Source organism: Hansschlegelia quercus, from assembly GCF_004310425.1.
GTDB classification, from domain to species: domain Bacteria; phylum Pseudomonadota; class Alphaproteobacteria; order Rhizobiales; family Methylopilaceae; genus Methylopila; species Methylopila quercus.
Genome location: NZ_SIUB01000011.1, coordinates 19,650 through 41,003, shown reverse-complemented (window position 1 = coordinate 41,003; position 21,354 = coordinate 19,650). Strand labels below are relative to the sequence as shown.

Sequence of the window (21,354 nt, the reverse complement as noted above, 5' to 3'; positions counted from 1 at the left end):
TTGTACATCGCGGGAAATTTTCGACCCATTACAGCCATAGGTTAGCATTACGGCCGCCAAAAAAATACATCTTTGAGTGTGTTTTGCAGAATTTATCCATCGATGGACCAGCGGGCGGGTTTGGATGTCGCGGAGATCAAAGGAGATCCCGTCTCGGCCGGCATTGCAGTGGCCGACGTCGTCGCTCGCGCGAAAAGCTCTCTTGCCGAAAATTCAGGACACGTTCCGGCCGTCAAAGGAGCTGCGCGATCGAGGTCTCGTCGCCCTCGCCGTCGCCGAGGGCGATTTCGGCCGCCTTCAATCCCCCCGCCTGCAGGCGCACGACTGGCTCGGGCCCGATTGCGGATAGCAAAATTCCCATATGCCCCTTCGCAGGGGCGTTCGGCGGCCAGATTGCCAGTCCGCATTCCAGAAGCGCCAACCGGTTCACGTCACCCCAGAACTGCGCGACGACGACCTGCGGGGACATGGCGGCCAGCAGCCGTGCGTCCTCCGCGACGACACGATCGCCCTGCTCCGCCGGCCGAAGGGCGATCAGGACCGCGTCAAAGGCCTGCGGGGCGAGCTCTTTCACGCTCGTCGCCTGCACGATGCGAGCCCCTTGCGCGCCGAGACCCGCCAGAAGCGACGGTCCAAATTCGTTGTCGCAGACCAGGGCGATCGTGCTGCGGTAGACGGCGACGCCGGCGTCCTGCAGGAGCCGCACGGCGAGCGGACCCAGATAGCTGAAGACGTCGATGGTCTGGTGCCGCTCGTTAACCCCGACGACGGGAATGCCTCGCCGCCGGCAGGCGGCGAGATCGATGTCAGCTTCTCGCCACTCCCACGCCTCGAACATCAAGGCGATGACCGCGTGGCTCGGCAGCGCGTCGACGATGCGCGCGTCGATCGGCCGGAGATGGCCGCTATTGGTGACGAGGTCCACCTGCTCCAGGATCGCCTCCGGAATACTGTCGACGATCGAGATCACGTCGGCGACCCCCGCGATCTCTGCGACCCTATGGAGCCAGGCCACCGCCGCGCTCTTGCGCCCATGTCGGCTGTCGCGGGCCAGCGCATATACGCGCCGGGCGCCGGCGAGGGCCGCCAGGATCGGCGTGACGACGTAGACGCCGGTCGCCGCCTCCGTCAGCACCGTGCGGCCATTGAGATCTAGGCCCGTTTCGGCGATCCGTTCGCGCGCGAGCGCGACCAATCGAGCAGGTTCGAAGCCGGGGCGGTCGTGGACGAGCTCGCTCAGCGAAACGTCCGGTATGATCGGAAAGTTGTTCGCGAGCATCGCGTCGGCTCCGGCCGGCTCAGACGGCGCAAGGCGGCGCGTCGGGCGCTTCCATGTGAACAAGGCCGGCCGGAGGTTCTCTGGGCCTAGCAACCAAGGCCGCCGCGCCCGCCCCGGCAACCGCGCCGACGAGGGCGAGCGCGATGCGGCGCTGCATGCGCTCGGTCATTCCCGGGAAGAGCGGCAGCAGGATGCACTCGTCCCTGGCCGCCTCCGACAGCTTGAGCGACGCGGTAACGGGATGGCCCGCGTAAGCGGGCTCGAGGTGGATGCACATGATGCCGCGCCTGGTCGCCACGCCGTCCGCGAGCATCGCGGTCATCACTTCGTCTTGGCGCGCGCCACGCGGCAGCCGCACGCAGAAGCTCTGCCAGTTCGACAGCGCCCAGGACGGCTCCTCCGGACAGGCGACGTTCGCGCCCGCGAGCAGCAAGCGGTAACGCGCCGCGAGCGCGCGGCGAACGGCGACGATCTTCGACAGGCGCTTCAGCTGCTCGCGACCGACCGCCGCCTGGATGTCCGTCAGCCGGTAATTGTACCCGACAACGGGGTAGCTCTCGAACACCGGCCGGTCGCTCGCGTGGCGAACGGCGTCGGAGATGCTCATGCCGTGCTGCCGCCACAGGCGGAACATGCGGTCGTATTCCGGATTGGCGGTGGTGATCATGCCGCCGTCGCCGACCGTCAGGATCTTGCGCGGGTGGAGCGAGAAACAGGCGATGTCGCCGTGCGGGCGGCCGATCGGCTCCCAGCGATCGTTCATGAAGATGCTGGAGCCGATGGCGCAGGCGGCGTCTTCGACGACAGCTACGCCCGCGGCGCGCGCGATCGGCAGGATGCGGGCGAGGTCGCACGGCATCCCGATCTGATGAACGCACATGATCGCCTTCGTCCGGCGCGTGATCGCAGCGGCGACCGAGTCCGGATCGAGGTTGAAGGAACCGGCTTCGATATCGACGAAAACCGGCGTCGCGCCGCAATGGCGGATGACGTTTGCGCAGGCGATGTAGGTGTGGGTCGGGACGATCACCTCGTCGCCGGCCCCGACTCCGACGGCCAGCAGCGCGAGATGCAGCGCGACTGTGCCGTTGGCGACTGCGCAGGCGTGAGGCGCCTCTACGGCGGACGCGAACTCGTTCTCGAACGCCTCGACCTGCGGGCCTTGCGTGAGCCAGCCCGAGCGGATCACCCGGGCAGCGGCAAGCGCCTCGGCATTGCCGACGAGGGGACGAGCGATCGGGATCATTCCGCCGCCATCCTTGCGTCCGACAGCCTGTCCCGCTCGGACCGCCACCACGCGATGACCTCGTCCAGCCCCGTCAGCAGCTCGATCTCGCTCTCGAACCCGATGAGATCGCGGGCGAGGCTCGTGTCGGCGAGCCGCCGCGGCACCGGGTTTACACCGCGCTCGGGCATGTGTTCGGGGACGAGACCAGGCCGGCCCATCCGCGTCGCGAGCAGCTTCGCGAGATCGAGCAGCGAGGTCTCGGCGCCGCTCCCCACGTTGAGCGCGACGTCAGAGGCGGCGGACGTGGCGGCCAGTATGTTGGCGCGCGCGACGTCTTCGACGTGGATCATATCCATCGTCTGCAGCCCATCGCCGAAGATCAACGGCGCCTCGCCGGCCTCGATGCGCTCCATCCAGCGGATCAGCACTTCCGTGTACTTGCCGTGGATGTCCATCCGCGGCCCGTAGACGTTGAAGTAGCGCAGCGCGACGTAATCGAGGCCGTTCATGTCGTGGAAGGCGCGCAGCAGTCCCTCGCCGAACATCTTTGCGGCGCCGTACAAGGTGCGATTGTCGTAGGGGTGCTGCGTCTCGGGCGTCGGGAATGTCGATGCGAGGCCGTAGATCGACGCCGAGGACGCCATCACCACCTTGCGGACATCAGCCGCAACCGAGAGCTCGAGCAGATCGAAGGTGGCGTCCGCCATCACCTGAAGCGCGGCGCGCGGCTCGACCGCGCATTGCGTGATGCGCAGCGCCGCCTGGTGGAACACCGTGTCGGCGCCGTCGAGCAGCCTCGCCATCAGCGTCCGGTCGCGGACGTCGCCTTCGACGAGCCTGACATTGCCGTCGGTCCTGTAAGCCGCGAGATTGCTCCGGCGACCGCGGACCAGATTGTCCACGACGACGATTTCGCCGGCGCTCGCTTCCACAAGCAGGCCGACGATATGCGAGCCGACGAAGCCGGCGCCGCCCGTGACGACGATTTTCCGGCCTGTGAGTGGTCCGTCTGGGTCGATCATAGCGATCCGTTCCGCAAGGTTGGACGGTCGTCGGCCTCGTCTTGGCTGACCTCGAAAGCGCGCTTCAGGCTGTCGCAGACCTTCGTGATCGCTAGCTCGCCGAGTTCCGGATAGATCGGCAGCGACATCGTATCGGCCGACAGCGCCTCGGCCTCAGGGAAGTCGCCCCGGTCGTAGCCGAGCGTGGAATAAGCAGGCTGCAGGTGGACGGGCCTCGGGTAATGCAGCCCGGTCTCGATCCCAGCCATCGTCATGAGCGCCCGAACGCGGTCGCGGTTCGAAACCCGCACGGCGTAGACGTGATAGACGTGATCGGCTCCGTCGCTCGGCGCGGGAAGCCCGACGCCTGAGCCGCGAAGCTGCGCGTCGTAGCGCGCCGCGACGCGGCGGCGTCCATCAGTCCAGGCGGGAAGCCGCTGAAGCTTCACCCGCAGCGCCGCGCCCTGCACCGCGTCCATCCGGTGGTTGAAGCCTTGCCGAACGTGGTTGTAGCGCCCGTCCTGGCCCCAATCCCGCAGGCGGCGCACGGCGTTGGCGACCTCGTCGTCATTGGTCGTCACCGCCCCGCCCTCGCCGCAGGCGCCGAGGTTCTTGCCGGGATAGAAGCTGAAGCATCCGGCCTCGCCGAAGGAACCGGCCGAGATTCCGCCGCGGACCGCGCCGTGCGCTTGAGCCGCGTCCTCGACCACCTTCAACCGGCGCTGGAGCGCGATCTCTCGGATCGCCGCCATATCAGCGAGACGTCCGTGCAGGTGCACGGGAAGGATTGCCGCGGTGCGCGAAGTGATCGCCGGCTCGATCTTCGCCGGGTCGATGGTCCATGTCTCGGGATCGACGTCGACGAAGACCGGCGTCGCCCCAGCGTAGAGGATCGCCGCCACTGTCGCGACGAAGGTCGCGGGGGTCGTTATCACCTCGTCGCCGGGCCCGACGCCCGCGGCGAGCAGGGCGAGATGCAGCGCCGACGTTCCGCTATCGACCGCGACGGCGTGCTTCGCCCCGCAATAGGCGGCGAACTTGCTCTCGAACGATTCCACCTCGGGTCCGAGCACGTAGCGCCCGCCGCGCAGCACGGAGATGACGGCTGCCTCGATCTCGTCGGCGATTGGTCGATACTGCGCGCCCATGTCCATCAGCGGGATCACGACGCCACCCTCAGGTGCTGGATATCGATCGGATGACCGCGTTGGCCCATGGAGAGCGACGCGCATTCCAGCATCCTGACGACGCTGAGGCCGTTGACCCCGCAAGTGATCGGTCGCTTCGACGCCGTCACACACTCGACGAAATGCGTGAGCTCGGTCGCCAGCGCTTCGGTGATTGGGATCGCCGGCGACCACATGTCGCCGATCCGGTAGCCGACATGGCGCTGGTAAATGTCCTCCTGGCTGGCGTCGGACGTAACGCCGCGGTCGTAGACCTTCACCTTCTCCGACGTCTGCAGATCGTCATAGACGATCATCTGCCGGCTGCCGGCGATGTAGGTCTGGCGCACCTTCACCGGGGCCAGCCAGTTGACGTTGAGGTGCGCGATCGTGCCGCCTGCGAAGAAGACGGTGACGTGGGCGAGGTTCTCGGGCGATCCGACGATATGACCCGCCCCGCTCGCCGAGACCGCGATCGCGGGCTCTCCCAGGATGTAATCGAGGATCGCGAGATCGTGGACCGCGAGATCCCAGATCACGTTCACGTCCCGCTGGAACTTGCCGAGGTTGATGCGGGTCGACTCGTAGTAGAAAATCTCGCCAGCCTGCCCGCTCGACACGATCTCCTTAATTTTCCGGACCTCGCCGGTGTAGACGAAGGTGTGATCGACCATGAGCGTCAGGTTTCGCCGGACAGCCTCCGCGATGAGGCGCTCCGCCTGCTCGGCGGTCTCCGTCATCGGCTTCTCGAGCAGAACGTGCTTCCCCGCTTGAAGCGCAGAGAGCGCGATACCGTAGTGCGTATGGACCGGCGTTGCGATGATCACCGCGTCGACGTCCGGCGCCTTCACGAGGTCCCGCCAGTCATCGTAGAGCCGCGACGCCGGGTGCCGCTTGGCGGCGCGCGCCAGCGCGGGCCGCGAACCATCGGCGATCGCCGCAACGACGCAGTCGTCGATTTCGGCGGCGACGCGGGCGAGGTTCGGACCCCAATAGCCATAGCCGACTATGCCGACGCGGATCATGACACCGGCTCCAGCCGATCCGGCGCATAAGTGAGGCGGGCTGTGCGCTCCCGGGCCTCGCGCACGTCTCCTGTTATGCGAGCCGGCGAGCCCATGACGAGGGCATGGTCGGGCACGTCTCGGGTGACTACCGCGCCGGCGGCGACCAGCGCCCCCTCCCCTATCGTCACGCCGCCGACGATCGTGGCGTTGGACCCGATCGAGGCGCCTCGACGCACAAGCGTGGTCACTAGGGTCCAGTCCCCGTCGCGCTGGAGATAGCCGTCGTCGTCGGTCGCCCTGGGAAAGAGATCGTTGGTGAACATCACCCCATGGGCGATCATCACCTCGTCTTCGATCGTCACGCCTTCGCAGATAAAGGAATGCGAGGAGATCTTGCAGTGCGCGCCGATGACCGCGCCCTTCTGGATCTCGACGAACGGGCCCACGCGGGTCTGCCGTCCGATCGAGCAGTCATAGGCGTTGACGAGTTCGGGATGCGAAAACTTCGCGCCCTCGCCCGACGTCACATTGCGGATACCCATTGCTTTTCCCCGGTCACGCCGCTGTGAAGCGATGACAACGAGGCTATTGGTACGGCCTGGACGCCGGAACCTGATGAAAGGTTTTCTCACCCTTGGCCAAAAGCGTCGACTTTGGGAGAGGAGTAACGTCTTTCGAGAACCCGCTACCTAGAAGAGGTATTGCCGGTATTTGGGCCAGCATCGCTTTACTGCGATGCGCAAGTCGGCGCTTGCAGCTGGTCAGCTTGGACTCAGAAATCAGGCCGTCACGCCGCTCGGCTGCACGCCGGGCGCGGACTGGTAGCCAAAGAAGCATTTAAGTCGAAGGAACGGGTTTTCGATGAAGACCCACGACAGCCAAGCGGCCGCGAGAAACAGCGCTATCGAGCAGATGATGTAGAACGTCGCGCCGAGAGGCTCTGGAAACAGCCGGACAAAGGGCGTCGCTGGTAGGAACGGTAGCATCAGATGATGCAGCACATAGAGGCCGTAGCTGTACTTGCCGAACGCGCGCAGCCACCGCGCCTCGAACACGAGGCGGACGGCCGGGTACGGCCCCCCCGAAAGGCAGGTCGCGAGCATGGCGCCCCACCCAACCGCCAGCACCGAAAAGCCGATCGTGTGCATCCAGCGATCAGCAAACCAGACGCCTTGGTGATTGAAAAAGACGAAGATCAGGAAGATGAGCGCGCCCGCGCCGCACCAGGTCGCCGCTTTCTGAAGATGGAACAGCACGCCTTCGGTCCGGGATGCAATCGCCAGCAAAGCGCCGACCGCCAGCGTGTCGATCCGCGCTGGCGTGAGCGTGTAGGCGGCACCCTGCGGCAACCCCAGACCGACAATCGTCAGCCTGAATGCAAGGGCGCCGACGACCAGCAGTACGCAGATCCTGACCAATCCCCTGCGGGAGAACAGGTAAACTACAAACGGCCAGGCCACGTAGAACTGCTCCTCGACGGCCAGCGACCAGAAGTGGACGAGCGCGAGCCAGTCGACGTTGAAGAACCGCGCGCCGCGCGCCTCCACGAACCCCCAGTTCGTCATGTACGTCCAGAAGTAGATCTGGCGGTCGAGGACGAAGCGTAGCTCAGGGGTGTCATAGACGCCGAAACGCGGCGCAATCAGGAAGATCACGATGAGCGCTGCGTAGTAGAGCGGGAAGATCCTGAGCGCCCGCCGGACGAAGAAGGCGCTGAAGAAGTTGGGCGACTCCTTCGTGTCGATCAGGATGCCGGTGATGAGGAAGCCGGACAGGACGAAGAACAGGTCGACGCCGATCCACCCGATCCCGCCGAGCTGATAGTAGAGGCTGCCGGCCGACGCTGCGAACGGATATTGAAGAACAAGGTGAAAGACCATCACGAGCAGGATCGCCAACCCGCGCAAGCCGTCCAACGCGACCAGCCTCTCCTGTCCGTCGTTCAGAGCCCGCGCAGCTGCCGTGTCGACCATAGCTGTTCTCTTCTAGGATAAATCCTCCCCGCCGCTCCGAGCGACGTCTTGCGTGCGGCCACGCTGCGGGTAAAAGTGACGCCGCGCAGCCTCTCCGATAGGAGTAGCGGACGCCTCATCTCGGCCGTTCAGCTTCGACCGCGAGCGTCAAGCGGGGCGACGGCGCGCCCGGAGCGGCGTCGCCGGGTTGCCGCCGTAGATGGTCCAGGCGGTTAGATCGCGTACTGCGAGGCCGCGGGCCCCGAGCACCGCCCCCTCCCCGACTTTGACCCCGGGGCCGACAAAAGCCTCCGCGGCGACCCAGGCATACGCGCCGATGCTGATCGCGCGCGCCCGCAAGGGAAAGGCGGGATCGTCGCAATCGTGGGTCGCCGAGCAGAGATGCGCCCGCTGCGAGACAATGGCGAACGGCTCGAGGCGGATGGTCGCGACGTTGTAGCAAGTCACGCCCGGGCCGAGTGACGCGTGCTCGCCCATCGACAGATGCGGCGGCCACCAGACGACGACGTCGCCGTAAATCCTGGCGCTGCGGGCGATGTCCGCGCCGCAGAGCCTCAGCAGGAAGTTCCGCCACCGATGCGCCGGCGGCGGCGTCCAATGGGCCAGCGCCGCCCACACAAGTCGCCAACTCATCCTCAGCAGGCGATGCCTGATGCTGAAAGTCGCCGCGCCGCGTAGCGGCGACGGGAAGTCAGGCGCAGCGGCCTCCTGCGCGGGACTCATGAGGCCGCCACCGGCGCGAGCAACCGCCGCGGGGCGATGCGCGCGAAGAGCAAGGCCGGACCGAGGAAGATCGCCATTTGCACCCAGGCCGTCACGATCCAGTTCGTGTGGTGGGACAGCACATTCATCGCCGGCACGACGCTTAGCATGTAGATGATCTGGCTGCTGGCGTCGCCGAGCGACGCGCCGCGGTGAAGGCGACGCATCAGCCAGGCGATGGCGAAGAACTTCAGGAAGCCCAAATAGCCGAACGAGCCGAAAGCGTCGGCGAAGCCGGTTTGGGTTGTGCCGGTGCTTGGTAGATAGAAGCGATCGATCGCTTCTGGCGTCTCGATTAGCAACGAGCGTTTCGTTGTCTCTCCCACTAATTGCGCCGGTACAAACGCCATAACGAGTTCATTCCAATGAAATAGGCCATAGTCAAAGCCCTGAGAACTTGAGACTAAGTCGATCCGCATGATCGCGTTCTGAAACTCGGCTCCGCCGGACGAAAGCAACGTCTCGAAATTCGCTGACACGTCGATCTGGGACAGAGTTTCGAGGGTCGGCGTCTCGCCCCGACGGGTGATCGCACGGTAATCCTCGGTGCTCGTCATGCCGAGCACCCCAAAGAACAAGCCCGCAACGACCAAGGCCCGCGGCAAGACCAAGCCGCGCAGGAACCAGAACGACATCGCGACTATGAGCACATATTCCAGCGCCTCGCCGCGTTTGCCGGTCACGACGATCCGGTCGAGGTAGAGGATCGAATCTCCAAGTACGATCGCGAGCCACGGCCATGACGGCCGTCGGACCATGCAAAGCGCCGCGATCGCAAAGCCGAAGACCAGCATCTTCGAGAAGAACAACAGTACAACCGGCACGCCGCTGATCGTGGTGGAGACCATAGTCTCGGGCGGCAGCCGGCCCACGGCCACATAGAAGCCCGCCCCGGCCGCAGACAGTATAGCGGACGCGATAAAGAGCCGGCTCTCGCTCAATGGAATCGGCGCTGCGATCAGAGGCCGAGCCGCCGAGCGCCACCCGATCGGGATCACCGCGATGCAGAAAATCGTAAAGATGAGCGTCTTCGCGAAGCCGTCGGCCGGCAGGAACATGTTGTCCGCGAGACCGGGCAACTGCGGCAGCAGAAACGCGATCGCGATCGCGCCGGCGAGGAATGGATACTCGTAGACGCCTTCGCGGCGACGGAGGCCTGCGACCAAGATCCCGAGGCAAAGCAGCGCGAAAAGGCCAATGAGAACGTGGTTCATTGCGCGACCGCCGCAAATTGTTCGGGTTGCGGCCCGGCGACGATCCCGTAGCGAAGCGCGTACCAGAGAATCTTCGTGAACTCCGCGAGAGTCGCGCCGGGCGTGCTGACCCAACCTACGCGCCAACTCGGCTCGGACGGGCGGACCGCCTCGGCGGTGAATTGCATCTCAGGAAGAGCGGCACGGAAGGCCGCCAGAGCGCGGCGGGCGTGAAACCAGTGCGTCACCAGAACCGCAGAACGAACATGGGCGCGGCGGAGCAGGCCTGAAGCGAAGGCTGCGTTCTCCTGCGTCGAGCGTGAGGCGCATTCTGTCAGGATCGCCTTGGCCGGCACCCCGCGCGCTAGCAGGATATCGCGCATCGCGTCGCAATCGCCCGCTCCGGTGACCACGACCAGCGGCGCGACGCCATCGAGAAACAGCTGGGCCGCGAGTTCCGCTCTAGGAACGCCGAACCCGCCTAGCGCGACGATCGCGTTGGCGCGGCCTGCGCTCCGCGAGACGGGCAGCACATAACCGGCGAGCGTCAACGCCAGCGCTGCTGTGACTGCGGCGCTGCACGCGATGATGAGGACACTGCGTCCCAGCCTACGAGATACGCCCGCAATGTTCATTGCCGACCCTCAAGAGCGGCCCACGGCGGCGGGCGAGGCGGCGGTTCCGCGCACGGCGACCGCGGATTCGCCTTTCGCCTCTTCAGCCATGCGCGCATCGGCGGCCAGCGTCCGGCCGCGCAACGCGATCTGCCAGTAGTAGAACGCCCGGGCCATGGCGAAGTGGAAGCCCGCTGCGCCGTCGAGGAAGCCGAGCTTCAGGACGTAGGAATGCAGGAAGGCGACGAGCCAGCGCGCCGGCGTCTTGCGGAAGGCGGTCTTCATGAGGCGGCGGGCGAGGCTCTCCGTGGAGGCCAGCTTCGTCAGCGTCCCACGCTTGGCGAGCCGCGCCTCCCAGTCCGCATAGAGGTCGTGCCGACCGAAATAGGCGGCGGCAGGCTTGCGGTCCCAGTGCAGCAGCGAGGCGCGCATGCGACCTATCGGGCCGTCAATTATTGGCTGGTAATGTCCTTCGACCTCCCACCCGCCTGGTATGTCCAGATCGTCAGGCCTCGGAAACCGCGTACGGCGCCGGTCGACCAGCATGATCTTGCAGTTGCAATGGCCGAACCGGAGCGGCTCGCCCAGAAACACGAAGCGTCCTAGGATGAAGTACGCCGCAAACCGCGGACCTCTGGCGATCGTAGAAGCGATTTCCTCAACCAGCTTGTCCGAGACGATCTCGTCGGCGTCCAACATCAGGACCCAGTTGTGCCGCACCGCGGGGTGAAGAAGGGACCACTCCTTTTTCTTCGGATATTGCCGGTTCCAGGCGAAGGGGATGATCTCCGCATTATGTTGCCTGGCGATCGTCTCGGTCGCGTCAATGCTCCCGCTGTCGACAACGATGACCTGATCGAATCTTCGTAACGCCTCGAGGCAGTAGCCGAGGTTGGCGGCTTCGTTGCGGGTCGGTATCACGACGGATACGGGGATCATGGTCGATCGTCCGATCTTTGAAGGCTTGCGTGGGAAGACGGAAGACTGGCCATAAGGCTTTCCGCAGTCGCCACCGCTAAAGGCTGCTGGAGCGGGCGCGGCGGGGAAGCGGCGGCTGCCCGAGAGGCGAGCAGGCGGGGGAGCTTCGCGACGGCGACGGAGTGGGCGCCGGCAACAAGGAGTAGCCCGATGATGATTGTGAAGTCAGGCGCGCCGAGGCTGGCCGCGGCGTAGCCGACGGAGCCCAACGCCGCGGACACGATGATCAGCCAGGCGGCGGCGCGCGCCGGCGAAATCCCCGCGTCGACGAGCAGATGATGAAGATGACCTCGGTCGCCCGCCATCGGGCTGCGCCCCGCGCGGAGACGCCGCACGACCAGGCTCAGCGTCTCGACCGCCGGCAGCGCGCAGATCCACAACAGCGGCGTGACGGAGGCGACGCGCTCGTCGCCGCTCGCGAGCGACAGCGTCTGATAGGCGATCGCCGCGCCGAGCATCATGCTTCCGGCGTCGCCCATGAACACTGATGCGGCGCTGCGCCAGCGATGGCGCATGTTGAAGACCAGAAAGCCGAGCACCGCGAAGAACAGCGGCAGCACCGCCACCATGGCCTCCTCGCGTCCGAAGGCGATGGCGGTCAGCGCGAGCCAGAACAGCGCGCAGGCCGCGACGCCGCCGGCGAGGCCGTCGAGGCCGTCCATCATGTTGAAGGCGTTCGCCAATCCCACCACGAAGAGCACGGCCAGCGGGAACGCCGCGCCACCGAGCGGCAGGCCGCCGATCCAGTCGACCGACAGGGCGATCGGCCACACCATCAGCGCCGCAGCGAGGATCTGCACGGCGAGACGTAGCCCGGCGCGAAGGACGAAGCGGTCGTCACAGGCGCCCATCGCCACGAGAACGCCGAGCCCCGCCACCGCCGTCAGAGGCATGCGATGTGATGGGTCGAGCGAGATCGACGCCACTAGAAAGGCGACAAACATCGCCACCCCGCCCACCAGCGGCACAGCCCCATGGTGAAGCTTGCGAGCGTCGGGACGATCAAGGAATCCGAAGTGAGCGGCGACGCTGCGGAGCACCGTCACGAGCACGACGGTCAGGAGGAACGCGTTTATCAGCTGCGGTGTGTAGGACATGGTCGCGCGCCCCCGGTCCTGGATCGTCGGCGCTCTCGAACGAACGGCTCCATCGAATGGAGCCGTCCATCTGATGACCGGCGAGACATGGAAGGCGATCCTAGGAGGCGAGCGCCGCATGGCGGGAGCTAGGATTCCGGCCGATCGCCCCTCCCACTTTCTCGCCGCCGGGACGGCTCCAACACGCGCAAACGGCGTAGGGGGAGGCCCCAATCGATCGCCCGCGCGGCCGGGGCGCCGTGCAGACCCACCGGCCGCAGGCTATCCAGGACCCTCCGGCGAAGAGGCGCGTCGAGCACGAGTCCCCAGAAGCCGACGGCGCCCATCGCGCCGCCGGCGACAGCCGCCGCCGCCACCTTTCCAAACGCGCTCGTCGGCGCCGCCGGGCCATCGGTCACCAGCCAGATCGCGGAGCACGCGCCGACGAACAAAGCCGCCACCGGCGCCGCGACGAACCGGGCGTAATCCCGCGGCGAAATTCCCAGCCGCCGCAACGCCGAGAGCGGGATGTGCCACCCTGTGCTCGCGACTTGCGCAAGCACGGTCGACAGCGCCACGCCCACCAGGCCGAGCGCCGGCGTCAGGACAAAGCTCAGGCCTACGTTCAAAGCCCCGGCGAGCAGATACCAGAGCGCGTAGACCTCGTTCTCGGTCGCGCGCGAGAAGCCGAACAGCAGGCTCTGCTGCGTGTGGACCAGCAGCATGGCGCTGAAGATGGCCATCACCGCCGAGCCGACGAAGCGGTCCTCGCCGATCCAGACCGTCATGATCGCCGGGCCGGCGAACAGCAGAAGCGCCACTCCCAACGCCATCAGACCCATGCCGACACGCATGCTGCGCAGCACGATGCCGCGGACGCCGTTCTGCGCCGCGCTCCGCCATAGCTGGGTGACGTAGACCGCGCCGGGCTCCCCGACCGCGATCGAGATCAGGGCCGCGTTGAAGGCCAGTGTGTAAGCGGCGACGTAGTTGGGGATGCTCCTCGGGTCGAGATAGGCGGCGATGAAATACTGGTCGGTGCGCAGCAGCATCACCGCGCCGATCTCGGTCAGAAAGTACTTGAAGGCGGGCTTCATCAGGCCCGCGGCCTCGCCAGCGTCCCACACCCGGGGCGCGCCCGACAACGCCGCCTCCCTGCGCCGGAGGTAAGCCACGATGACGAAGCGCACCGCAAGGTTGCCGCCCCCAGCCACTGCCGCGAGACTCACGACGCCGCCGCCGCCAAGCGCCACGCCGCATTGCGCCATGATGGTGAGGCTGGTGAACCCGGCCGAGATCAGGGCGACCGGCCCGACATAGCCGAGGCCGGCGATCGCTGCGGTCCAGAGACCGTTCGATAGAGCCACCGCCTGACCGGCGCACAGGATCGTCCAGGCGATGCGCGCCTGGGCGAGGAGTTCATGCTCCAGGCTCAGGCCGCCGACGAAAGCGAGCCCCGCAAGCCAGGCGGAACCGCCGACGCCCGCCCCCATGAAGCGGAAAAGACGTCGGCCGGTGCCGGCCAGCCGCCCGAAATCCCGGACGCGGTCGTCGTCCGGCTCTTCTCCGCGCGCCCTCCCCTGCAGGAACGCGAAGCGGCGCGTCAGGGTCGAGGTCAGGCCGAAGTCGAGCATCAGGATCAGCAAGGCGCTCTGGTTCAGCAACAGCCAAACGCCAAGCTCCGGCTCGGCGAGCCGCCCGAACAGGATCGGCATCAGGACGAGCCCGCAGCCGATCGCGACGATCCGCGAAAACCATATCGCGAGCACCGCTGCGGTGATGCGACGAGGCGTCGAGAGCCGCTCCGCGCCGGTCATGGGCGGCGCGCTCCTGACGGACGGCTCAGACGACCGAACCTGGCCGGCGTCGTCGATCGAGCCCGCATCATGTCCATTACCTGCGTTTGGCTTCGATCTAGCGGGATCGGCCAGGCGCGGGTCAACGCGCTCTTTCGGGTGTCTTCGCGTGCGCCGTACCTCTCCCGGCTACAGCCGGGAGACCGAACGTCGCCATCTGCTTACGGGAGCCGGTTTGCGGGGCCCACGCGCAGAGGCGCCGGCGCTGGGTCGGGCGCATGGATCGCCCGGCTCAATACCACTCGTCCCAGCGATCGAACGCGCCTTCGAGCGTCGCCCGGAACAGGGTATCGGCGTCATATCCGGTGACAAGGGACCGGCCGATCGTATCAGGCGGCCGACGGTTCTCGGCTTGCGCGTATATCCGCGTGTAGCCGGCGGCACGCGCCGCGGCGGTCGCCGAAGGCGTCCACGTGCTGTTCAGGCCGAACGGAATCGCGAAGTCCGCCGGCGACTCGCCGATCCTCCTCCTCAGCGTCTCACGTGACTGCTCAAGCTCTTCCACAACCGCGGCGTCGTTCAGGCGCGCGAAATTCGGATGGCTTACGGAGTGGCTGCCGATCATGGCCCCCAGCGCCACCAGAGCCTCGACGTCGGTCCACGAGGCGATGTTCCGCCGCCGTCCCGCCTGCGCCTCGTCGGCCCAGCCTGTCACCACGAACACCATGAACGGAAGGCCGCCGAAAGCGCTCAGGATCGGCGCCACCTCAGTCAGCAGGCTGCGGGCGCCGTCGTCGAACGTCAGCGCGAGGTCCTTCGGGCCGGCGAGGCCCGCGGCGATCTGCGGCGCGGGCACGAAGCGGTATCCGGCAGCGAGCGCGGATTCGATCTGCCGGGCGAAGCGCCGGGGCGATACGTCGTTCACCCCGAAACAGGGTTGACCGATGCTGTGGTGGCAAAGGATGCGGCCCGTCGGCCGGCTCGAGCGGGGTGCGATCAGCGCCAGCGCATGACGTTCCGCGAGCAGGCGAACTGCGGCGGCCTTGCTGCGTCCGAGATGACCGCGGAGCGCGACTTTGAGCGCCTTCTTCATCGACGACCGGACGCCGCGCGCCACAGCCGCTTCAACCGCCGCGGCGTCGGCCAGCGCACGCGGTCCGTCAGCTCCTTCAGGCTTCGCACGGGCAGCCAGGCGGCCTGCAACAGCATTCGCGCGCGGCGCCCCGCGCTATCGGGGTCGACCTTGCGGTAGCAGTGGAGGACGCCCCCAAGCGTGTCCGCACGGACGAAGCCCGCCCGCTGCACCTTGAAGTCGAGGACCGTGGCGCGCTGGTAGAGGTGCCACGCGGATCCTTCGGACTTTTGGGAGCGCACGTCGAAGTTCGCGATCAGCCATCCTCCGGGGCGAAGCGACCGGTGAAGCCTCGCGGCCGCCGCGTCGAAATCCGGCACGTGAGCCAGCGTATCGATGGCTGTGATGACGTCGTAGGCGTCCGCCGGCAATTGGCGGTTCCGAAGGTTGATCGACTTCTTCTCCTCGCCGCGCCGATTGTTCCGCCACACGGCGAAATCCAGCATGGGCCGCGATATGTCCGCCATGGTCGACTCGAAGCCGAGGCGGCCGAAAAGCTGGGAGGTCACGCCGACCCCGGAGCCGAAGTCGAGATGAGATCGGCCGCTCGCGCAGGCGCGGGCGAACGCGGCCGCCATCGCCGATGCGGGCAGGCCGTGACCGAAGGACTGCAAATAAGCGTACCAGAGCAGGTCGAAGGTCCAGGAGTGCGCCACGTCATAGAAGTCGATGATGCCCTGCGCGGTGCTCCGATCCGCGGACTTCCACTCCTCGATGCTGCGCCGCTCCCAGTCGATGCAGATTTCCCGGCACGTTTCCGGCGAAAGGTCGTGATACGCGGAAAGATCGTTGAGGATCCCGTCCCGTATGTCCTCCCCCTCCAACTTCAAGGAGGCGCGGAAGGTCTCCATCTCCGCTGAGCGCCAACCGATCCCGTGCCGACCCTCCCATTCAAGTACGTTCGGTTCAGGGAGGTAGATCGGATCAGGATGACGCCCCTGATCCGACAAGCGGGGAGCGACGAGCGCCTCGGCGAGTCTGCCTACAATCGATGCGGAAGAGAGGACAGCGGCCATCACGCGTCTCCATGCTACCGGCCAGCCGGCGGATCAACAGTTTACGAGACGGGTTGGACGGCGGTATTGCTTCCTATGATGTCGGCTCCGCCTTCCGACGTACGAAACTTTTGGCGGCGTAAGCCTGATGTGCGGATCGATTACGTCGCAGCACGGAAAAATCAGTTATTTCAACAGGTAGGCGGCGCGCTACCGCGCCTGCGATCGCCTTGATGTGATTATAGATCGGGTGATTGGTCGCCATCACCGCGCCGAACCAGCCGAGGCCGGCGCCGGCGACCGCCGCGGTCGCCGCGAGAAACCCGGGCTCGAGACCTTCGGGGCCGATCAGGACAATCGCCGTCGGCGCCGCCGCCGAGGCAAGCGCGACGACAGCGCTCTTCCTCACCGCCCATGCGATCTCGATCCAACGGAAGGGCGCGCGGCGGCGGACAAAGACGAGGTCGACGATCACGAGCAAGGGCATCGCGAGGAACTGGCTTGCCGCAAGCCCTGTCGGTCCCCACCACCATGCGCCCGCCATCACGATCAGCGCGCCGATCGGCAAGTGGATCAGGCTGGACGTGAGCGCATCGCGGGCGGCTCCGCTCGCCACAAGGGTGGGGTAGGTCAACATCGCGGGAAAATAGAGAAGCGAGGCGAGCGCGATGATCTGAACGATCGGGACAGCGCCGCTCCATTGCTCCCCTAGCAGGACAAGGACGAGGGGATGAGCGAGGAGCGCGACGAGGATATAGGCAGGCCACTGGAGGACCGTGATATAGCCGAGGCCGCTCAGATAGGCTGACGCCAGGGGCCGCCCGCCCCTCGCCTCACGCGAAAGCACCGGGAGGACCACTCCCGCGAGGCTAGCGAACAGCAGCTTTTCCGGCGCCTGACTGACGATCACGGCTCGGCTGTAGAGCCCGACGGCCTCCAGGGGGAACCAACGCCCGAGCACGAAGATCGGCAACATCTCGTAAGCGCGGTTCACGAGCCCGGTGAGGCTGGCGACGCCGCCGAACGAAAGCGCCTCCCGCCAATTCGCGAGGCTCGGCCGGAAAATCCAGATTAGGTCCGGCCTCATGGCCAAGGCCGTAACGGCCATGGCCACGGCGCTCGTCACCGCCGCCCAGGCGAAGGACATCGCGCCAAAGCCGAGCCAGGCGAGGCTGATCAGGGCGGTCGCCTGAACAATCGTGGCGCTTCCGTTCACTACGGCGAGCGATCCGAACTGGAGGTTGCGTCGCATCATGGCGATGATGGGCGCGCTCACCGGGGCAAGCAGGAAGCCGAAGGCGAGAATCGCGAGAAACGCCCGCAGGTCCGGATTGTCGGACCCCAGCGCCCCAGCCGCGCCAACTAAGCCTATGAAGAACAGCCCGGAGAGCGCCAGCAGAAAGGTGAAGGCCGTCCGGCCGCTGTCTTGGGTGACCTCCCTGCGCTGGATCAGATAATTGCCGACGCCGAACTCCCTCAACGCGTCCGCCAACTGGACTACGGCCATGCCGAGCGCGGCAAGACCGATTTCCTCAACGGAGAGAATGCGAGAGACGATGGCCATCTGGACCACACCGATGGCCACCGTGACGTAGCGCTCGCCGAGAGACAGTAGAACGGCCTTCCGCACGTCGTTGATCACGCCCGCCCCCTTGAGGCCAAGCTCAAGACGAAAACCGCCAGACCGGAATATGTCCGCGTCACTTGCGGCAGATGAGGCGGAACGGGCCCCGCCTGCCGCCGCTCCTTACGGTTTAGAGACGTCCTCTTTAGGTGCTGGCTCGAGCACGGAAAGGAGCACTCGGGGACCCGAATGAGCGCCGCATACCGCCTTTGAGGAAGGGCCCAGGCCGATCGGAGGCGTCGCCGGAGAGGCGGCGCGACGATAGCGTCGTTCGGGATGTGAGCGACGAGACCATCATGGCTACCGTGGATATCGCGATACCCTGCTATCGCTACGGAAATTTCCTGCGGGATTGCGTCGATAGCGTTCTCTCGCAATCCATCGACGATGTCCGCATCCTGATCATTGACGACGCCTCGCCAGACGACTCGGCTGAGATCGCGAGGGCCATCGCGGCGTCCGATCCACGCGTGGAGGCGCTGGTCCATCCGGAAAACCGCGGTCCTACCGCCACCTACAACGACGGAATCTCCTGGGCGAAGGCCCCGTTCTTCCTGTTGCTTTCCGCCGACGATTACCTGGCGCCGTCGGCTCTGGCCCGCGCCGTCACGCTCATGAAATCGCAGCCCGACGTCGTGATGACGTACGGCGCCGCCATCAATTTCTTCGACGGCGACCCGGCGCCGCAATTCGATCCGACGGTGAAGGATGCGCATTGGCGTATCCAGACCGGACAGGATTTCGTGGAGCAGAACTGCCGGCGCATCCGCAATCTTGTCCCAACTCCGACCGCGATCGTGCGCACGGCGACGCAAAAAATGATCGGCGGCTACCGCGCCTCCCTTCCGCACGCCTGCGATATGGAGATGTGGCTTCGATTCGCGGCTCACGGCTCCATCGCGGAGACGCCGATGGAGCAGGCGGTCTACAGAGTTCACGGGGCCAACATGTCCACGGCCTATTACCAGTCGATCATCCGCGATTACACGCAGCGGCTGGCGGCCTTTGACGTCTTCTTCGCCAATGACGGCAAACGGCTTCCGCGCTCGAAAAAACTCCATGCCCTGGCCCAACGCCGGCTTGCCGCCGCCGCCTTCTGGACCGGCGTATCGCAGTGGCGCCGGGGCAATCGCGAGGCGAGCGCGGAGATCCTCCGCTTCAGCCTTGCGCTCAACCCTCGAATGCGCGCGCTGCCGCCATTCCTGCATCTGCTGCAGCTGGAGAGCTCTCGGTCGAAGTTCAGAAGCGTCGTCATGGAAGCGGCGCAGGCTCCCAACACATGACGTCGTGGTTCGGCGCGCCGCGGCGGTCGGCGGTCTCCTGTGTCTAGCAGCCCTCAGAAGGCCAGGGTCCCTTCTCCGACGGGCTGAACGCCTGCCCACTCAAAGCGCCCTCTTCAACGCGAGGCTGCGGGCTATCGACGAGAAGGTCCTCGCTCCAGGCGGGTTCTCATCATCGCGCCGCCGTCAGGCGCTCGCGGACCAGCCGAACAAGATTCTTGATCGGCTCCGGCGCGCGGCTGCGCAGCGGGCGTCGGAGGCCCGCAGGCGTCGTCCAGCGATCGAACTCCCGGCTCTCAGCGACTGGAGGCGGATCCGCCTGCAGCTGATGAAAGAGCGAGGCGTAAGCCGTCGCCATGTCGTCCTGGCGGCAACCGCGAAGCGCGCGGGCTCGCGCGGCCTCCGAGAGCGTCTGGAGACGGATCTCGTCATTCTCCAGCTGTCTGATCAGCAGCGAGGCGGCCCGCCAGTCGCCCATCGGGAAAAGCAGCCCGTCCTGGCCATGCTCGACGAACGCATCAGTGACGCCGCGTATCCGGGAAGCTACGGGCACGCATCCCGCGGCCATCCCCTCGATCAACGACATGGGCGCGCCCTCGAAGCGTGACGGCATTAGCAGCACGTCATGCTCGGCGAGCAAAGCGGGGACCCGCTCCGGGGGTACGGCTCCAAGAAATACGACCCGATCGCCGCCTCGCTCGAAGGCGCGCCTCAGCTGCGCCTCGTCGGGTCCGGCGCCGGCGATGGTGACCGTAGTGGTGGGCAGCCTCTCCGCGACGATCCTCGGCAGCCACATCACGCCTTTGGAATTGTCCTCGATGCGGCCGAGAAAGAGCAGCCTCAGGCCGTCGCCTCTCCCCCGGCCCTCTGCAGCCGCCGCGAAGCATTCCACGTCGACGGCATTGGGGATGAGGATCGTGCGCTCGGGATCGAAGCCGTGGCTCCGCACCAAGTCGTCACGGCAGCGTGGGGAGACGCAGACGGCTGCGTGAACATTGTCCCGGACCGATTTTGCGGCGGCGTAAGTTCCGGGCGTGATGTTGTGGACGACAACTACGCGGAGGATCGTCTGTGGCAAATAGCGGGCGACCTCGGTCTCCACGCCGTCGCCCAGCACGTTCAACATCACGGCGTCGTACCGACGCTCCGAGATCAAACGCGCGAGTTCCTCGGCGCGACGTCTTGGGGACATTTCTCCTGACGGGTCGACGACCTCTCCCCTGCTCCGCTCGTCCCTCCAGACGTCCTGCCGAAGGACATCGGCCGCGCCCGAGGCGAGCCAGTCGAGGTTGAAGCCATGAGGGGCGAGCCCTTCCCGCAACTGCCGGAAGACCGAGAAAGTGCCGCCCATATGCGGTCGGACGAAGCAGGCGATCTTCATGGGCGTCCGGGACTGCGGGCCGTCTTCATGATGTCCCTTCCACAGCCGGCGAACCGCAAGGATACGGCCGCCACTGCCGGGCGCGATGGGTCACATCGGTCGATACTCGTCCGCCGAAAGAGGTAGGCGTCAGCTGAAGCCAGGCCCGCGGTTAGCGCTCGCGAAGCGGGCCGGCCCGCTCGGCGATCCGGTCGCGGCCGGCTTCGGCCACCGCTCGGTAGACGGCCGCTCCTATCGCGCGGCCGATATCGGTGTGCAGCCCTGCGAACGGCGCCCCGGCTTCGCCCGCCGGCGCCGCCATCACGATGCAATCGGTGCCGGTGCCCGTCGCGACGCCGCCAGGGACTGGCCAGTCGAGGTCCATCACGGCGGCCGTGCGCGCCTCGGTCGCGATCGACAGCGCCTCGACCAAGGCGGCCTGCGCGAGCGGCGCCGAGACCGCCGCGAGCAGATTGATCGTGCCGTGACCCGACCGCACGACCGGCGGGCTCAAGGTCCCTGCCCGCTCCGCATTGTTCAGCCCGACCGTCGCAAGGCATTGCGCCGCCACATCGCCGCTCGTAGCGACGGCCGTCCGCGCAGACCGCACGTCGCGCGACGTCATCATCGCGACGGCGTTATCGAGCCTCGCCTCCTTCAGGCTGGCGTCGAGCAGCGCCTGCGGGTCGACGTCGAGCGTCAGATCCTCGCGCGCCACCTCGCGCCAGACGACGCGCTCCGCGGTCTCGAACCCAGGGCGGCGCATCGCCCAGCTCAGCATCGTCTGCGGCCCGGCGAAGGACGCGACCAGCAGAGGCCGCGCGATGCGCACTTGAAACAGCGGGGACTCGCTTTCGGCGTTGGGCGTCATGCTATCGTCGCCGGCATCA

19 protein-coding genes are annotated in these 21,354 nt (G+C 66.4%); 1 reads left to right on the top strand and 18 read right to left on the bottom strand.

The window, feature by feature from the left end; genetic code table 11:
- Positions 1–232: 232 nt before the first annotated feature.
- From EYR15_RS16320 to EYR15_RS16245, 16 genes are all read right to left on the bottom strand, one after another.
- A complete protein-coding gene (locus EYR15_RS16320; protein WP_131004643.1) occupies positions 233–1,279 on the bottom strand; it encodes a hypothetical protein in 1,047 nt (348 codons plus the stop codon).
- A gap of 19 nt (positions 1,280–1,298) precedes the next feature.
- Complete coding sequence (locus EYR15_RS16315; RefSeq protein ID WP_131004642.1) at positions 1,299–2,525, bottom strand: DegT/DnrJ/EryC1/StrS family aminotransferase; 1,227 nt, start codon at positions 2,523–2,525, stop codon at positions 1,299–1,301.
- A complete protein-coding gene (locus tag EYR15_RS16310) occupies positions 2,522–3,529 on the bottom strand; it encodes an NAD-dependent epimerase/dehydratase family protein (RefSeq protein WP_131004641.1) in 1,008 nt (335 codons plus the stop codon). Before EYR15_RS16310 ends, EYR15_RS16315 begins: the two co-directional genes overlap by 4 nt.
- A complete protein-coding gene (locus EYR15_RS16305) occupies positions 3,526–4,674 on the bottom strand; it encodes a DegT/DnrJ/EryC1/StrS family aminotransferase (RefSeq protein WP_131004640.1) in 1,149 nt (382 codons plus the stop codon). The genes EYR15_RS16310 and EYR15_RS16305 overlap by 4 nt, the downstream gene beginning before the upstream one ends.
- Positions 4,671–5,699: a Gfo/Idh/MocA family protein gene (locus EYR15_RS16300; RefSeq protein WP_131004639.1), complete on the bottom strand. Its 1,029-nt coding sequence runs from the start codon at positions 5,697–5,699 to the stop codon at positions 4,671–4,673. The genes EYR15_RS16305 and EYR15_RS16300 overlap by 4 nt, the downstream gene beginning before the upstream one ends.
- Positions 5,696–6,223, bottom strand: a complete 528-nt coding sequence (locus tag EYR15_RS16295; RefSeq protein ID WP_131004638.1) for an acyltransferase — start codon at positions 6,221–6,223, stop codon at positions 5,696–5,698. Before EYR15_RS16295 ends, EYR15_RS16300 begins: the two co-directional genes overlap by 4 nt.
- Positions 6,224–6,460: 237 nt before the next feature.
- Positions 6,461–7,654 (bottom strand): acyltransferase family protein, encoded by a 1,194-nt coding sequence (locus EYR15_RS16290; RefSeq protein WP_131004637.1) that lies wholly within the window; start codon positions 7,652–7,654, stop codon positions 6,461–6,463.
- Positions 7,655–7,801: 147 nt separating this feature from the next.
- On the bottom strand, positions 7,802–8,377 hold the full coding sequence (locus EYR15_RS16285; RefSeq protein WP_131004636.1) for an LbetaH domain-containing protein: 576 nt from the start codon (positions 8,375–8,377) through the stop codon (positions 7,802–7,804).
- Positions 8,374–9,630 carry a hypothetical protein gene (locus EYR15_RS16280; protein ID WP_131004635.1) on the bottom strand — a complete coding sequence of 419 codons (1,257 nt, stop codon included), beginning with the start codon at positions 9,628–9,630 and terminating at the stop codon, positions 8,374–8,376. Before EYR15_RS16280 ends, EYR15_RS16285 begins: the two co-directional genes overlap by 4 nt.
- The gene (locus tag EYR15_RS16275) at positions 9,627–10,160 is read right to left on the bottom strand and encodes a YdcF family protein (RefSeq protein ID WP_165455532.1); all 534 of its coding nucleotides are present in this window, start codon (positions 10,158–10,160) and stop codon (positions 9,627–9,629) included. Before EYR15_RS16275 ends, EYR15_RS16280 begins: the two co-directional genes overlap by 4 nt.
- 93 nt (positions 10,161–10,253) lie before the next feature.
- Positions 10,254–11,162: a glycosyltransferase family 2 protein gene (locus tag EYR15_RS16270; protein ID WP_131004633.1), complete on the bottom strand. Its 909-nt coding sequence runs from the start codon at positions 11,160–11,162 to the stop codon at positions 10,254–10,256.
- Positions 11,159–12,298, bottom strand: coding sequence for an MraY family glycosyltransferase (locus EYR15_RS16265; protein ID WP_165455531.1), 1,140 nt, complete (start codon positions 12,296–12,298; stop codon positions 11,159–11,161). Before EYR15_RS16265 ends, EYR15_RS16270 begins: the two co-directional genes overlap by 4 nt.
- Positions 12,299–12,426: 128 nt before the next feature.
- Positions 12,427–14,094 carry a lipopolysaccharide biosynthesis protein gene (locus EYR15_RS16260; RefSeq protein WP_131004631.1) on the bottom strand — a complete coding sequence of 556 codons (1,668 nt, stop codon included), beginning with the start codon at positions 14,092–14,094 and terminating at the stop codon, positions 12,427–12,429.
- A gap of 271 nt (positions 14,095–14,365) precedes the next feature.
- Positions 14,366–15,190, bottom strand: a complete 825-nt coding sequence (locus EYR15_RS16255) for a polysaccharide deacetylase family protein (protein WP_245498369.1) — start codon at positions 15,188–15,190, stop codon at positions 14,366–14,368.
- A complete protein-coding gene (locus tag EYR15_RS16250) occupies positions 15,163–16,221 on the bottom strand; it encodes a class I SAM-dependent methyltransferase (RefSeq protein ID WP_131004630.1) in 1,059 nt (352 codons plus the stop codon). The genes EYR15_RS16255 and EYR15_RS16250 overlap by 28 nt, the downstream gene beginning before the upstream one ends.
- A 73-nt stretch (positions 16,222–16,294) precedes the next feature.
- Complete coding sequence (locus EYR15_RS16245) at positions 16,295–17,842, bottom strand: lipopolysaccharide biosynthesis protein (RefSeq protein ID WP_131004629.1); 1,548 nt, start codon at positions 17,840–17,842, stop codon at positions 16,295–16,297.
- Between the two features lie 260 nt (positions 17,843–18,102).
- Between EYR15_RS16245 and EYR15_RS16240 the strand changes: the two genes are divergently transcribed.
- The gene (locus EYR15_RS16240; RefSeq protein WP_131004628.1) at positions 18,103–19,107 is read left to right on the top strand and encodes a glycosyltransferase family 2 protein; all 1,005 of its coding nucleotides are present in this window, start codon (positions 18,103–18,105) and stop codon (positions 19,105–19,107) included.
- A 169-nt stretch (positions 19,108–19,276) separates the two neighbouring features.
- On the opposite strand, the gene EYR15_RS16235 is transcribed toward EYR15_RS16240, so the two are convergent.
- Together EYR15_RS16235 and EYR15_RS16230 are read right to left on the bottom strand one after the other, a co-directional pair.
- Positions 19,277–20,485: a glycosyltransferase family 4 protein gene (locus tag EYR15_RS16235; protein ID WP_131004627.1), complete on the bottom strand. Its 1,209-nt coding sequence runs from the start codon at positions 20,483–20,485 to the stop codon at positions 19,277–19,279.
- 151 nt (positions 20,486–20,636) lie between these two features.
- On the bottom strand, positions 20,637–21,335 hold the full coding sequence (locus tag EYR15_RS16230; RefSeq protein WP_131004626.1) for an adenosylcobinamide amidohydrolase: 699 nt from the start codon (positions 21,333–21,335) through the stop codon (positions 20,637–20,639).
- Positions 21,336–21,354: the final 19 nt, after the last annotated feature.

Excerpts from the sequence above, each read along its gene's own strand:
- EYR15_RS16320 (WP_131004643.1), bottom strand. The coding sequence starts at position 1,279 with ATGCTCGCGAACAACTTTCCGATCATACCGGACGTTTCGCTGAGCGAG.
- EYR15_RS16315 (WP_131004642.1), bottom strand. The coding sequence starts at position 2,525 with ATGATCCCGATCGCTCGTCCCCTCGTCGGCAATGCCGAGGCGCTTGCC.
- EYR15_RS16310 (WP_131004641.1), bottom strand. The coding sequence starts at position 3,529 with ATGATCGACCCAGACGGACCACTCACAGGCCGGAAAATCGTCGTCACG.
- EYR15_RS16300 (WP_131004639.1), bottom strand. The coding sequence starts at position 5,699 with ATGATCCGCGTCGGCATAGTCGGCTATGGCTATTGGGGTCCGAACCTC.
- EYR15_RS16295 (WP_131004638.1), bottom strand. The coding sequence starts at position 6,223 with ATGGGTATCCGCAATGTGACGTCGGGCGAGGGCGCGAAGTTTTCGCAT.
- EYR15_RS16290 (WP_131004637.1), bottom strand. The coding sequence starts at position 7,654 with ATGGTCGACACGGCAGCTGCGCGGGCTCTGAACGACGGACAGGAGAGG.
- EYR15_RS16285 (WP_131004636.1), bottom strand. The coding sequence starts at position 8,377 with ATGAGTCCCGCGCAGGAGGCCGCTGCGCCTGACTTCCCGTCGCCGCTA.
- EYR15_RS16280 (WP_131004635.1), bottom strand. The coding sequence starts at position 9,630 with ATGAACCACGTTCTCATTGGCCTTTTCGCGCTGCTTTGCCTCGGGATC.
- EYR15_RS16270 (WP_131004633.1), bottom strand. The coding sequence starts at position 11,162 with ATGATCCCCGTATCCGTCGTGATACCGACCCGCAACGAAGCCGCCAAC.
- EYR15_RS16265 (WP_165455531.1), bottom strand. The coding sequence starts at position 12,298 with ATGTCCTACACACCGCAGCTGATAAACGCGTTCCTCCTGACCGTCGTG.
- EYR15_RS16260 (WP_131004631.1), bottom strand. The coding sequence starts at position 14,094 with ATGACCGGCGCGGAGCGGCTCTCGACGCCTCGTCGCATCACCGCAGCG.
- EYR15_RS16250 (WP_131004630.1), bottom strand. The coding sequence starts at position 16,221 with ATGGCCGCTGTCCTCTCTTCCGCATCGATTGTAGGCAGACTCGCCGAG.
- EYR15_RS16235 (WP_131004627.1), bottom strand. The coding sequence starts at position 20,485 with ATGAAGATCGCCTGCTTCGTCCGACCGCATATGGGCGGCACTTTCTCG.
- EYR15_RS16230 (WP_131004626.1), bottom strand. The coding sequence starts at position 21,335 with ATGACGCCCAACGCCGAAAGCGAGTCCCCGCTGTTTCAAGTGCGCATC.